Origin of the sequence: Rhodoferax sp., from assembly GCF_028715765.1 — a bacterium.
GTDB lineage: Bacteria > Pseudomonadota > Gammaproteobacteria > Burkholderiales > Burkholderiaceae_C > Rhodoferax.
Genome location: NZ_JAQURE010000001.1, coordinates 1 through 13,160, shown reverse-complemented (window position 1 = coordinate 13,160; position 13,160 = coordinate 1). Strand labels below are relative to the sequence as shown.

Here is a 13,160-nt window from a genome sequence, read left to right as displayed (position 1 = left end):
TCGATGGCGTGGCTGCCGTTCAGGGCTTTACAAGCCCTAAGCTGTGAAACCGTACCGTGTTGCGGCCAGCGTGTTTGGCTTGGTACATGGCGGCATCAGCCCAGTTCAGAATGTCGGTGTGGCTGCTGGCATCCCCTGCGAAAAGCGCCACCCCCACGCTGACACTGCAGTGGTGGGTGACGGTGGCAACATCGGCACTTTCCCCCACAATCAGCTGGTAGGGTGCGGCTACAGCGGTCAGAATTTTTTCGGCCACTGCACGTGCAAGCTCATGCGCTTCGGCACGGCTGGGGGCCAGGTCACTGAGCAACACCACAAATTCATCCCCACCCACGCGCGCCACGGTGTCAATTTCTCGCACACAGCGGGTCAGCCGTTGTGCCACCTCCTGCAGCAGCAGGTCGCCTACCTCGTGGCCATGGGTGTCGTTCAGGGGTTTGAAGTTGTCAAGGTCCAGGTACATCAAAGCGCCCACGCGTTCGTGGCGCTTGGTGTTGAAAATGGCTTGCTTGAGCCGGTCTGTGAGCAGCCGCCGGTTAGGCAATTGAGTGAGCGCATCATGAAAAGCAAACGCATGAATCAGGTCTTGCTCGCGTTTTTTCTCGGTCACATCCAGCATCACAGCCAGCACACAGGGTTGTTGGTTGATTTCAATCAAGCGGGCAGACACTTCTACCACCAGGTCTTGGTCGGCATGGGTTTTGTAATGAACCTCAACCCCCTGGAACGTGGCGTGCTCACGCAGTAGGCGCACCAGCTCGTCGCGTTGTGCTGGCTGGCGGTAGAGTGCCAAGTCGGCCACCGCCTTGCGACCAATGATTTCTTCGCGCTCAAAGCCAAACAGCCTGGCGCAGGCATCATTGATGTCCATCACCGTGCCGTCATCCAAGCGGCTGATGGCAATGCCCAAGGGGCTGGCCTTGAACACCGCAGCCATGCGTGCTTCGCTTTCGCGCAGTGCGGCTTCAATGCGTTTGCGCTCAGTGATGTCTCTGAACACCACGCTGCTCATGCGTTGGCCCGTGCTGTCGTTGTAAAGCGTGCTTGACACGTCACAGAGAAAACGTGTGCCATCTTTGCGCACAAAGGTCAGTTCACAGGCAATCCGTCCGTCATGCAAACGGGTTTGCAGTGCTGGCTCAAGCGCGGGGGCGGTGGTGTCCACCACGCCGTTGCGACCCACCGCCTGAATTTCTTCTTCGGTGCGCTGCAGCAAGGTGCAGGCGGTGCTGTTGGCTGCAAATATTCGCCCATCAGGTGCGGTCAGGATCATGGCGTCGATGGCGGTGTCAAACATCAGGTGAAACCGCTCCTCGCTGGCTTTGAGCAAGTCTTCAGCGCGGTGGCGTTGCGTCACATCCTGGTGCAGCAGCACGGCGCCTTTGTGGCTGCCTGCCAGGTTGACCGCCCGCATCACATACCAACGCTGCACATGCGGCGAATGGCACGGGTATTCCAAGGTGAACTCAGGCAACTGTCCGTTCATCACGGCTTGAATGCCTTGCAAGACCTTGGCTGCATCATCACCCGCTGTGGACGTGGAGGCACCCACACACACCTCAAAATAATTGGCGCCTGGCTGGATGCTGTCCCACTGGGTAGCGCCGTTGTCGGTGGCAAATTTGAGCCAGGCTTGGTTGACTTTGGTGATGGTGCCATGTGCATCAATAATGGCACGCTTGGCCACCTTGCCGATGCGCGCTTCTGTGATTTGCAGGCCGCTGTGGGGCTGGCTTTGGAGCAGCTTGAATTCATCTCGGTCGGCCCAGCTGGCTTGCTCGGCAGGGACAAGGCCACGACCATAAATCACCAAGCCATCGAAGCGAGACACGCGAATGGCTTCAATGGCGGGCACGCGCCCCTCATAGGTGGCCAACAGTTTTTGAGTTGCATCAGGTTGAATGCCGCCGTGAGCCAGCTGTGCTTCAAGCCCATCCACCACCGCTTGCAGCGCCAAATCAACCGCAGCCACGGTTTTGACCACGTTGAGTTCCACCGCCTTGGTCACGTTTTGCGTCAGGGTTTCGGCGCGCTTTTCATGCTGCTGCTGACTGCGCCATAGCAAATAGGAAGACATGGCGAAGAGCAACACATTGACACCCACCAGCCCCAGCACCACCAGCCAGCGCAAGCGCCGGGTGGAGTGGGCGGGGGGAGTGGGTGTTTGACTCTGTCGATCTGGCATAGGTAAATGTGCGCTTGAACTTCATTATCAGCTCGTCATGACCCATTTTGGCGCAGCTTTCTGCCCACTCTGGCAATTTAACGGGCAGTCTTGCCGCGCTACCATGCAGATTTTGATGCCATCATTTTCAGGAGACTCCCATGGCGCATGCCTCTTTCAACTGGCAAGACCCATTCTTGCTGGCGCAACAACTCAGCGACGACGAACGCATGGTGCAAGACGCTGCCGCAGCCTATTGCCAGAGCAAGCTGCAGCCGAGGGTGGTGCAGGCGTTTCGCAACGAGCAAACCGACCCCGGTATCTTTCGTGAAATGGGTGCGCTGGGTCTGCTGGGCCCCACCATTCCAGAGACCTATGGTGGCCCAGGCCTGAACTATGTCGCTTACGGCCTGATTGCCCGTGAGGTGGAGCGAGTCGACAGCGGCTACCGCAGCATGATGAGCGTGCAAAGCTCGCTGGTGATGCTGCCTATTTATGAATTCGGCGTTGAGGCCACCAAGCAAAAATACTTGCCCCGGCTGGCCAGTGGCGAGTGGATTGGCTGCTTTGGACTGACCGAGCCCAATCACGGCTCTGACCCCGCCAGCATGCTCAGCCGCGCGGTGAAAGTGCCTGGTGGCTACAAGCTCACCGGCAACAAGATGTGGATTTCAAACAGCCCCATTGCGGATGTGTTTGTGGTCTGGGCCAAAGAGGTGACTGAAGCGGGCACTGTGGGCCCCATTCGCGGCTTTGTGCTGGACAAAGGTGCGCCCGGCTTGAGCGCCCCAGCCATTCACGGCAAGGTGGGCCTGCGTGCCAGCATCACCGGCCAGATTGTCATGGACGGTGTGTTTTGCCCTGAAGAAAACGCTTTCCCCGAGGTGCGCGGCCTCAAAGGCCCGTTCACTTGCCTGGACTCGGCCCGTTTTGGCATTGCCTGGGGCGCGTTGGGTGCGGCTGAAGACTGCTGGCTGCGTGCGCGCCAATATGTGCTGGACCGCCACCAGTTTGGCCGCCCGCTGGCCGCCAACCAGCTCATTCAAAAGAAGCTGGCCGACATGCAAACCGAGATTGCACTGGGCTTGCAAGGCTGCCTGCGCCTGGGGCGCATGAAAGACGAAGGCACTGCCGCAGTTGAGATCACGTCAATTTTGAAGCGCAACAGCTGCGGCAAAGCGCTGGACGTGGCACGCCTTGCGCGCGACATGATGGGCGGCAACGGCATCAGCGACGAGTTTGGCGTGGCGCGCCATTTGGTCAACCTGGAAGTGGTCAACACCTATGAAGGCACACACGACATTCATGCACTGATTTTGGGCCGGGCGCAAACCGGCATCCAGGCTTTTTGCTGATTTCAGAAACACATCTTCATCGCACCAATGACCACCACACCACCTGCAGCGCTGAGCCACCTCAAGGTGCTGGACTTGTCTCGCGTGCTGGCGGGGCCTTGGTGCACGCAAATGCTGGCTGATTTAGGTGCCGATGTGGTCAAGGTCGAGCGCCCCGGCGCGGGCGACGACACACGCCACTGGGGCCCCCCGTTTTTGCAGGATGCCCAAGGCGCAGACACAGACCTTGCCACTTACTACACCGCCTGCAACCGCAACAAGCGCGCCATCACGCTGGACATCGCGCAGCCAGACGGCCAGGCGCTGATCAAACAACTGGCCGCGCAGTCTGACGTGCTGGTGGAGAACTTCAAGGTGGGCGGGCTCAAGGCATACGGACTAGATTTTGAAAGCCTGCACGCCGTCAACCCCAAGTTGATTTACTGCTCGGTCACCGGGTTTGGCCAAAGCGGCCCCTACGCCGAGCGCGCTGGCTACGACCTGATGATCCAGGCCATGAGCGGCATGATGAGCCTTACCGGCCACGCCGATGGCGAGCCTGGCGGTGGCCCCTTGCGCATGGGCGTGGCGCTGATCGACATCTTGACCGGCATTTACGCCTGCAGTGCCATCTTGGCGGCCATTGAGTCGCGCCACCGCACCGGGCTGGGTCAGCACATCGACATGGCTCTGCTGGATGTGGGCATGGCGGTGCTGGCCAACCAAGCTGCAGGTTTTTTGAACACCGGGCGGGTGCCACAGCGCCAAGGCAACGCTCACCCCAGCCTGGCGCCGTACCAAACCTTTGACACCTTAGACGGCCAAATGCTGCTGGCGGTGGGCAACGACGGCCAGTTCAGCCGTTTTTGCGAAGCCGCCGGCCACCCTGAATGGGCGGCAGACGCGCGTTTTGCCAGCAACGCCTTGCGCGTGCAACACAGATCGGCGCTGGTGGCGCTGCTGCACACGGTCACCCGCAGCCGCAGCACGGCGCAGTGGGTCAGCCTGCTGGAAGACAAAGCCGTGCCTTGCGGCCCCATCAACGACCTGGCGCAAGCCTTTGCTGACCCCCAGGTGCAAGCCCGAGGTTTAGTGGTAAATCAGCCTGTAGCGCCCGTGAATAGTGCACAAGCAGCTATTGAAAGCATATCAACCGTGGCCAGCCCGCTGCGCCTGCAGTCCACCCCGCCAGTGCTGCAGCGGGCGCCCCCAGCGCTGGGCGAGCACACCGCTGAGGTGCTGTCTGAGCTGGGGCTGAGCCCCCAGGCAGTGGCTGAACTGCGTCGCAAGGGCGTGGTTTGAGCCGGCGTGGTGATCTCTTAAAATCTGCGGTTTGCTGCGCTCGCCGAGGGCAGCGTAGGCCAATGGCAACCACGGTGTGGCTGCCGGGCTAGTAGTTCGTTTCATCAAAACGGTTACAAAATGAAGTCGATGGATTTTTCAGACTGGCTAGGCGCGAGGAGGCGACATAGCCGTAGCTATGGCAACGACGAGCAACAACGCCAGGTTGGAAAAGACACGATTTCATGTAAGCGTTTTGGTGAAATGGACTACTAAACGTCTCATTCATTGAACAACAGGTCACTCTCGCCATGAACCCATCCGCTGTGCCTTTCACCGTTGCCGACATTCGCAAAACCTTTCTGGATTTTTTTGCCTCCAAAGGCCACACCGTGGTGGCGTCTAGTCCCTTGGTGCCAGGCAACGACCCGACGCTGATGTTCACCAACTCAGGCATGGTGCAGTTCAAAGACGTGTTTCTGGGTACCGACACGCGCAGCTATGTGCGTGCCACTTCGGTGCAAGCCTGCCTGCGCGCCGGTGGCAAGCACAACGACCTGGAAAACGTGGGCTACACCGCGCGCCATCACACCTTTTTCGAGATGCTGGGCAACTGGAGCTTTGGCGACTACTTCAAGTGCGAATCGCTCAAATGGGCATGGGAACTGCTGACCGAGGTTTACCAATTGCCCGCCGAGCGCCTGCTAGCCACCGTTTATGAAGAAGACGACGAAGCCTATGACATATGGACCAAAGAAATTGGCCTGCCGCCAGAGCGCGTGATCCGCATTGGCGACAACAAGGGGGGCCGCTACAAGTCTGACAACTTCTGGATGATGGCCGACACCGGCCCGTGCGGCCCATGCAGCGAAATTTTTTACGATCACGGCGACCACATTCCTGGCGGCCCTCCGGGCAGCCCCGAGGAAGACGGCGACCGCTTCATCGAAATCTGGAACAACGTGTTCATGCAGTTCAACATGGACGAGACCGGCGCCGTCACGCCGCTGCCCGCGCCCTGTGTGGACACTGGCATGGGGCTGGAGCGCCTGGCCGCCATCTTGCAGCACGTGCACAGCAACTACGAAATTGATCTGTTTGATGCGCTGATCAAAGCCGCCGCGCGTGAAACCCACACCACCGACCTGACCAACCCTTCATTGAAGGTGATTGCCGACCACATCCGCGCCACTGCTTTTTTGGTGGCCGACGGCGTGCCGCCCAGCAACGAAGGCCGTGGCTATGTGCAGCGCCGCATCATCCGCCGCGCCATTCGTCACGGCTACAAACTGGGTCAAAAGACCCCGTTTTTCCACAAGCTGGTACCTGACCTGGTGGCGCAAATGGGCGCGGCCTACCCGAATCTGGCCGCACAAGCCACGCGCATCATGGACGTGCTTCGGGTGGAAGAAGAGCGGTTTTATGAGACGCTGGCCACTGGCATGGAAATTTTGGACGAGGCCTTGGCGCCTGCAGCGGGCGCTGCTCAGGCGGTCAACGTGTTGCCAGGCGAAGTGGCCTTTAAGCTGCACGACACCTTTGGTTTCCCGCTGGACTTGTCAGCCGACGTGTGCCGTGAACGCGGTGTGACGGTGGACAGTGCAGGTTTTGACGCCGCCATGGAAAAGCAAAAGTCGCAAGGTCGTGCTGCGGGCAAATTCAAGCAAGATAAAGCGTTGGAGTACACCGGTGCTGGCAATGCCTTCATTGGTTACGAGCACCTCACAACCACTACAGAAATTGTGGCTATCTATGCAGACGGTGTAAGCGCTACAAGCCTAAAAGCTGGTCAACAAGGGGTTCTGGTGCTGGCCACCACACCGTTTTATGGCGAAAGCGGTGGCCAGGTCGGTGACTCGGGTGCCATTTTTTGCGACCACGCCTTGTTTGACGTGGTTGACACCCAAAAAATCAAGGCCGATGTGTTTGCCCACCACGGCACGCTCAAAACGGGCGAGCTCAAGGTGGGCGTGGGCGTGACCGCACATGTGAACTCCAGTGCGCGCGCGGCCACCCAGCGCAACCACTCGGTCACCCACTTGATGCACAAAGCCCTGCGCGAAGTGCTGGGCGGCCACGTGCAGCAAAAAGGCAGCTTGGTCAACCCCGAGCGCACGCGCTTTGACTTTGCCCACAACGCCCCCGTCACAGATGCTGAAATCCGTGAGGTTGAAGCCTTGGTGAATGCCGAAATTTTGGCTAATACCGCCACCCTGGCGCGGGTGATGGACATCGAGTCGGCTCAAAAAACCGGCGCCATGATGCTGTTTGGCGAGAAATATGGCGAGTCGGTGCGGGTGCAAGACATTGGCAGCAGCCGCGAGCTGTGTGGCGGTACGCATGTGGCGCGCACCGGTGACATTGGCTTGTTCAAGGTGGTGGCCGAGAGCGGTGTGGCCTCAGGTGTGCGCCGCATTGAAGCGGTAACTGGTGAAAACGCCTTGGCTTATTTGCAGCACCTGGAAGACTGCATGGGTCATGCCGCGCACCAGCTCAAGGCTCCGGTGGTTGAGGTCAATGACCGCTTGGCCAGCGTGCTGGATCACGTCAAATCTCTGGAGCGCGAGTTGACCGCCCTCAAAGGCAAGCTGGCCAGCGCCCAAGGCGACGAGTTGGTGATGCAAGCCCAAGATGTGAGTGGCGTCAAACTGCTGGTAGCAAGGCTCGAAGGGGCTGATGTGAAAACCCTGCGCGACACCATGGACAAGCTCAAAGACAAGCTCAAAACCGCCGTGATTGTGCTGGGCGTGGTTGACGGTGCCAAGGTGCAAATCGCCGTGGGCGTGACCTTTGATACCACCGCACGTGTCAAAGCGGGTGAGCTGGTGAATTTTGTCGCAGGCCAAGTGGGCGGCAAGGGCGGTGGCAAGCCCGACATGGCCATGGCCGGCGGCACCGAGCCAGGCCAGCTGGATGCAGCCTTGGCCAGCGTGTACGGCTGGGTCTCAGTCAAGCTTTGATGATTATCAAATCAATAGCTACTCACGCACTATCCATAAGTGCTAGAGGCCAATTTTGCATATAAAAATTGGACCTGTTTGGGGTGCCTGTTGTTACAGGTGGGTGGGTTCCTTGCGCTGTGTTGACGGCTTGGGTTCACCCCCACTTGGCACCCATGCGAAATATTGAGACTTGTTGTGATTTGTCACGGCGCCAGCGGGCTGGTGTTTTAGACTCTCACGTTTTTTGACTGCCACTACTTTCAAGGCCAATCATGAGTGCTTTTTTGAATGAAACGGTTTTAAGCGTCCACCACTGGACCGACCGCCTGTTTAGCTTTACCACCACACGCGACCCAATTTTGCGGTTTTCCAATGGCCACTTCACCATGATCGGTCTGCGCGTGGACGGCAAACCGCTACTGCGTGCCTACAGCATCGTCAGTGCTAACTACGAAGACCATCTGGAGTTTTTGAGCATCAAGGTGCAAGACGGGCCGCTTACCTCCAAGCTGCAGCACATCAAGGTGGGCGACAAAATTGTGGTGGGCAAAAAGCCCACCGGCACGCTGCTGATTGACTATTTATTGCCGGGAAAAAATCTGTATTTGTTTGGCACGGGCACGGGTCTGGCACCGTTTATGAGCGTGGTGCGCGACCCCGAAACCTATGAAAAATTTGAAAAAGTGATTTTGGTGCACGGCGTTCGTGAGGTGGCTGAACTGGCCTACCACGACTACCTGACCCAAGAGCTGCCTGACCATGAGTTTTTGGGCGAAATGGTCACCAAGCAAATGCTTTATTACCCCACTGTCACGCGCGAGCCGTTTCGCAACCAAGGCCGGGTGACTGATTTGATTGAATCCGGAAAAATGCAGGCTGACTTGGGTTTGCCAAAGTTTGACCCCGCCACCGACCGCGCCATGATGTGCGGCAGCCCGGCGCTGCTCAAAGACCTGAAAGCCATTCTTGAAAAACGTGGTTTCATTGAAGGCAACACCACCAAACAGGGCGACTTTGTGGTGGAACGCGCCTTTGTGGAGCAATAAACATGACCTACCACCTCTACGCCATCGGTAACGCGCTGGTTGATACGGAATACGAAGTCACAGAGGCACAGCTGGAAGCGGCTGGTGTGGCCAAGCGCCACATGACGCTGATTGACGCGCCGCGCCGCGCCGAACTGCTCAAGCACGTGCAAACCGTCAGATCGCACCGTACAGGTGGTGGCTCGGCCGGCAACACCGTGGTGGCGCTGGCGCAGCTGGGGGGCAGGGCGTTTTACTCGTGCCGTGTGGCAGACGACGAGCTGGGTGACTTTTACACCAAAGACCTCACCGCCCATGGCGTGGCCAGCAATCTGACGCACACCAAGCCACCGCAAGGTCAAACCGGTATCTGCATGGTGATGGTCACCCCAGACGCTGAGCGCAGCATGAGCACTTTTTTGGGTGCCACGGCAGACATGGATGAGTCCGCCTTGCACCCGCACGACATCGTCAAAGCCCAGGTGTATTACATGGAGGGCTACCTGGCCGCATCGCCCACTGGGTGTGCTGCTGCCCTCAAAGGTCGCGCCATTGCCAGCCAAGCCGGCGTGAAACTTGCCACCACGTTGAGTGATGTGAGCATGATCAATTTTTGCCGCCCAGGCCTGGAGGCCATGGTGGGCAATGACCTGGACTTTTTGTTTTGCAACGAAGAAGAAGCCCAGGTCTGGTGCGGTTCACAAGACTTGGCGCAAATCACCCAACAGCTTGGCAGCCAAGCCCACACGGTGTGCCTGACCCGCAGCGCCAAAGGTTGCCTGGTCATCGAACAAGGTCAGGTAACTGAGGTGCCTGCAGCTCAAGTGAAAGCTGTGGACACCAATGGTGCTGGCGACATGTTTGCCGGTGCTTTTTTGTACGCAGTCACACACGGTCACAGCCACGCCCATGCCGCTTGGCTGGCCAACCAAGCGGCGGCGCGCGTGGTGGCGCAATATGGCAACCGCTTGAGTCAAGCCGTGATGGATGGCCTGAAAGCTGACTTTGTCCGCTTTTTGGCAGCCTGATGAAGATCGCTGATTCAATACGCTTTGCATTTTTTGATCAGCGAGATCAGTTTGCCAAACATCTGCCAAACAAGGCAAAGCGGTGGTCAAGTTAAGGGTTTGTGCCCATGGTTTTGCATCGGCACAAACCTTAAAATCCTTCACAGTTTGATGGTTTTAGAGGTAATTCGTTAAAGACTTAAGTAGTCTTTTTTTGTTATTATTTCCGCTGTCAACCAATTGGCTGACACACCGTTGTTAGCTTAGGCAGTGCATGGTGCAGCTGCTGAGATTTTGTTTAACTCACTTGGAAAGAAACCCTATGACAACACGTCGCGTATTCATGATGCAATCTGTGGTTGGTGCCAGCGTTTTGGCCTCTGGTGCAGCCATGGCTGCTGCTCCTATGGTTGCTGAAACTGATGGCAATGCAAAAGCTTTAGCTTATGTTGAGGACGCTACCAAGTCCAAGAATGCCAAATACAAAGCAGGTTCTGCTTGCGGTAACTGCGCTTTGTTCCAAGGCAAGGCAGGTGATGCTGCTGGTGGCTGCCCCTTGTTTGCTGGTAAGCAAGTGACTGCCAAAGCATGGTGCTCTGCTTACGCCAAAAAGGCTTAATTTGGTCTGAAGTTTTTCTCAGCCTCTTACAAACCCACCCTTGCGGTGGGTTTTGTTTTTTCAGGGCTTGCGTGGTGACGTAGTTAAATTTCAGATAATCACGGCATGAACCCAACTATCAATGCTGACCCTGCCGAATTGGCAAAATTTTCAGATTTAGCCCACCGCTGGTGGGATGCAGATGGCGAATTTCGGCCATTGCATCAAATCAACCCATTGCGATTGGCGTGGATCAATGGCTTATGCCCCCTCAACGGCAAAACTGTGCTTGATGTCGGCTGTGGTGGCGGCATTTTGACCGATTCGCTGGCGCGCTCTGGTGCAGTTGCTACGGGGATCGACTTGTCAACCAAGGCGCTGCGCATTGCCCAGTTGCACGCCATGGATGCTGAAACGCACAACGTCAGCTACCGAGAAATCAGTGCCGAAGCCATGGCACTTGAGCAACCAGCTGCTTTTGATGTGGTGACATGCATGGAAATGCTGGAGCATGTGCCTGACCCAGCTTCGGTGGTGCAAGCCTGTGCCACACTGGTGAAGCCGGGGGGCTGGGTGTGTTTTTCTACACTGAATCGCAACCCCAAGTCATTCATGCTGGCCATTGTGGGCGCCGAATATGTGTTGAACATGCTTCCACGCGGCACGCATGAATATGCCAAGATGATTCGACCCAGTGAATTGGCTGGCTTTTGTCGCAATGCGGGTCTGAATGTGTCTCATGCGCGCGGCTTGTCTTTTAATCCATTGACGCAAAAGTACGCTTTGAACAACGACACCAGTGTGAACTATCTACTGGCCACGCAAAAACCAGCCGAATCGGTGTTGTGATGGGTCAATTCCAGGTGTTTACAGATGTTCAAGCCGTGCTGTTTGACTTGGACGGCACACTAATTGACAGTGCCCCTGATTTAGCGGCAGCGGCAGATGCCATGCGTACCGCGCGAGGGCTGCCATCACTGCCTTTTTCCGTTTACCGACCCATGGCCGGTGCTGGTGCGCGTGGCATGCTGGGAGTGGCGTTTGGCATTTCTCCTGAACACCCAGATTTTTTAGCTTTGCGTGAAGAATTTTTTTGCAACTATGAGCGTTGTATGACACAGCGCACAAGAATATTTGACGGTGTACCAAGCGTGCTGGCAAAGCTTGTCCAACAGGGTTTGAAGTGGGGGGTGGTCACCAACAAATCTGAGCGTTTTACCTTGCCATTGACGCGTTCCATGCCGCTTTTCGATTCGGCGAATGTCATTGTCAGCGGCGACACAACACCGTTCTCCAAACCACACCCTGCGCCCTTGCTGGAGGCAGCTAAACGCTTGGCGGTGCAGCCTGAACGCTGTGTCTATGTGGGAGACGATGAGCGCGACATCGTGGCTGGGTTGGCTGCTGACATGGCTACTGTCGCTGTCACTTACGGCTATCTGGGGCAGCAGACAGACACAAGCAAATGGGGTGCGCATGCCAGTATTAATTGTGTGAATGATTTGCTTGGGCTCTTGAAAATACCTGTGTAGGACTAAAATACGAGACTTGGGGCTGCACTGGTTTCGACGTGGATTCGGACGCGCAGCAGGGCATGTCGAGCTGAATGCGCTCGTAAAACAGATTCAAAAAAACTAACTGCAAACGACGAACGTTTCGCACTCGCTGCTTAATTGCACGTGAGCCTCACAACAGCAAGCCGATAGGCTGGGCAAGGGTGGCTTGATCGAAAGATTGAACCGTCCAGGCTGTGGGGTCATTTCATTCGGCTGGAGCCGCCTTGGGTAACTTAGGGTGGTTCGAGAAAATAGGTTGCTGGCGATTTGCATAGCGTGCCACTGCGCGATGTGAAAAGCGAGATTCAAATCAGACGGCTACACATGTAGAACTGTTCGAAGAAGGTTTGCGGACGGGGGTTCAAATCCCCCCAGCTCCACCAGATTAAAAATCCAACCGGGTCTCCGGTTGGATTTTTTTTGCCTATCCCCGCGTGTTTATTGGGGTTCCCGAGGGTTCTTGCGGACTTCGTGGTTTTTCCGGGCGCCCAGAAATTCGCCACTTTTGCTCTCTCCGGGCCGATAGTCTCCGGAACGGAGAGCACACCAAACGACTCGAAGTCCGCAAGAGTCACGGCTCATACTCATAAAAATCAATGGGTTACGCCCGGACTAATCAATCGGTTGATTAATGGCATTGGTAGGTGATTCGCAAATTCAGTTAGCCGACATTTCATTTGGCATCACCAGAAATCCACCAACCGGCAAACTTGTCGTGCTTGTCCGTGTCGCAGCTCATTTTTGTTCCGCAAACAGAACACACGTAGTGATTAACATTACCTTTGGCTTGTCCCATCGAAAGTCTGCCGAGATTGACAGAACTTTTCAGGACGAGCGCGGGGTGAGGTTCGACCTCTTTCCCCTTATTGGATAGTTCGTTACAAGCGTTGCATGCAGCCATAGTGCTCTCCCTTTGTTTTGGTCTGTCACATTTTCTCTATGATTCTGACGCGCTGATCTTCCCACAACGACGGGGGATCCACAGCCAGATCAAACAGTGTCAGATGGTCCGGCAATTCATTGAGCAGAATGGCGTCAATGATGTCCGGCGCCAGGGTGGTCAGGTTGACCATCCGGCTGACGTAGCTGTTGTCGATGCCCTCCCGCTTGGCAATTTCGGTCATGGTGCTGACTTCACCAGACTCCAGCATGGCGAGCCACTTGTGGCCCCTGGCCAGGGCCAGTAGCAACGAAGTTGCTGCGGTATCCCACGGTCGGGGTAGACCGGGTTCACCGTTGGGCAGCGTCACCTG

At 56.8% G+C, this 13,160-nt stretch carries 11 protein-coding genes and 1 other RNA gene; 9 read left to right on the top strand and 3 right to left on the bottom strand.

Features of this window, described 5'->3' with window-relative positions:
* Positions 1-19: 19 nt before the first annotated feature.
* Positions 20-2,185, bottom strand: coding sequence for a diguanylate cyclase (locus PHT20_RS00060; protein ID WP_301018885.1), 2,166 nt, complete (start codon positions 2,183-2,185; stop codon positions 20-22).
* Positions 2,186-2,325: 140 nt separating this feature from the next.
* Between PHT20_RS00060 and PHT20_RS00055 the strand changes: the two genes are divergently transcribed.
* From PHT20_RS00055 to ssrA, 9 genes are all read left to right on the top strand, one after another.
* Positions 2,326-3,519: an acyl-CoA dehydrogenase gene (locus PHT20_RS00055; RefSeq protein ID WP_301018884.1), complete on the top strand. Its 1,194-nt coding sequence runs from the start codon at positions 2,326-2,328 to the stop codon at positions 3,517-3,519.
* Between the two features lie 27 nt (positions 3,520-3,546).
* Positions 3,547-4,800 carry a CaiB/BaiF CoA-transferase family protein gene (locus PHT20_RS00050; RefSeq protein ID WP_300082982.1) on the top strand — a complete coding sequence of 418 codons (1,254 nt, stop codon included), beginning with the start codon at positions 3,547-3,549 and terminating at the stop codon, positions 4,798-4,800.
* 290 nt (positions 4,801-5,090) lie between these two features.
* Positions 5,091-7,739, top strand: a complete 2,649-nt coding sequence (gene alaS, locus PHT20_RS00045) for an alanine--tRNA ligase (protein ID WP_300082985.1) — start codon at positions 5,091-5,093, stop codon at positions 7,737-7,739.
* Positions 7,740-7,993: 254 nt separating this feature from the next.
* The gene (locus PHT20_RS00040) at positions 7,994-8,767 is read left to right on the top strand and encodes a ferredoxin--NADP reductase (protein WP_300082989.1); all 774 of its coding nucleotides are present in this window, start codon (positions 7,994-7,996) and stop codon (positions 8,765-8,767) included.
* Between the two features lie 2 nt (positions 8,768-8,769).
* Positions 8,770-9,774 (top strand): adenosine kinase, encoded by a 1,005-nt coding sequence (locus tag PHT20_RS00035; protein ID WP_300082992.1) that lies wholly within the window; start codon positions 8,770-8,772, stop codon positions 9,772-9,774.
* Positions 9,775-10,075: 301 nt separating this feature from the next.
* On the top strand, positions 10,076-10,372 hold the full coding sequence (locus PHT20_RS00030; protein ID WP_300082994.1) for a high-potential iron-sulfur protein: 297 nt from the start codon (positions 10,076-10,078) through the stop codon (positions 10,370-10,372).
* A 105-nt stretch (positions 10,373-10,477) separates the two neighbouring features.
* Entirely contained in the window at positions 10,478-11,200 is a 723-nt protein-coding gene (gene ubiG / locus PHT20_RS00025; protein ID WP_300082997.1) for a bifunctional 2-polyprenyl-6-hydroxyphenol methylase/3-demethylubiquinol 3-O-methyltransferase UbiG, read from the top strand.
* 14 nt (positions 11,201-11,214) lie between these two features.
* Positions 11,215-11,883 carry an HAD-IA family hydrolase gene (locus PHT20_RS00020; RefSeq protein WP_300083009.1) on the top strand — a complete coding sequence of 223 codons (669 nt, stop codon included), beginning with the start codon at positions 11,215-11,217 and terminating at the stop codon, positions 11,881-11,883.
* An 18-nt stretch (positions 11,884-11,901) separates the two neighbouring features.
* Positions 11,902-12,290, top strand: a transfer-messenger RNA (tmRNA) gene (ssrA, locus tag PHT20_RS00015).
* A gap of 290 nt (positions 12,291-12,580) precedes the next feature.
* Here ssrA and PHT20_RS00010 read toward each other — a convergent pair.
* The gene (locus tag PHT20_RS00010; RefSeq protein ID WP_301018883.1) at positions 12,581-12,808 is read right to left on the bottom strand and encodes a hypothetical protein; all 228 of its coding nucleotides are present in this window, start codon (positions 12,806-12,808) and stop codon (positions 12,581-12,583) included.
* Positions 12,809-12,833: 25 nt separating this feature from the next.
* Positions 12,834-13,160: LacI family transcriptional regulator (locus PHT20_RS00005; RefSeq protein ID WP_301018882.1), on the bottom strand; the 327-nt coding region annotated here is incomplete at its 5' end.

Bases quoted from the DNA above. Each gene is read 5' to 3' on its own strand.
- PHT20_RS00060 (WP_301018885.1), bottom strand. From the start codon at position 2,185: ATGCCAGATCGACAGAGTCAAACACCCACTCCCCCCGCCCACTCCACC.
- PHT20_RS00055 (WP_301018884.1), top strand. From the start codon at position 2,326: ATGGCGCATGCCTCTTTCAACTGGCAAGACCCATTCTTGCTGGCGCAA.
- PHT20_RS00050 (WP_300082982.1), top strand. From the start codon at position 3,547: ATGACCACCACACCACCTGCAGCGCTGAGCCACCTCAAGGTGCTGGAC.
- alaS (WP_300082985.1), top strand. From the start codon at position 5,091: ATGAACCCATCCGCTGTGCCTTTCACCGTTGCCGACATTCGCAAAACC.
- PHT20_RS00040 (WP_300082989.1), top strand. From the start codon at position 7,994: ATGAGTGCTTTTTTGAATGAAACGGTTTTAAGCGTCCACCACTGGACC.
- PHT20_RS00035 (WP_300082992.1), top strand. From the start codon at position 8,770: ATGACCTACCACCTCTACGCCATCGGTAACGCGCTGGTTGATACGGAA.
- PHT20_RS00030 (WP_300082994.1), top strand. From the start codon at position 10,076: ATGACAACACGTCGCGTATTCATGATGCAATCTGTGGTTGGTGCCAGC.
- ubiG (WP_300082997.1), top strand. From the start codon at position 10,478: ATGAACCCAACTATCAATGCTGACCCTGCCGAATTGGCAAAATTTTCA.
- PHT20_RS00010 (WP_301018883.1), bottom strand. From the start codon at position 12,808: ATGGCTGCATGCAACGCTTGTAACGAACTATCCAATAAGGGGAAAGAG.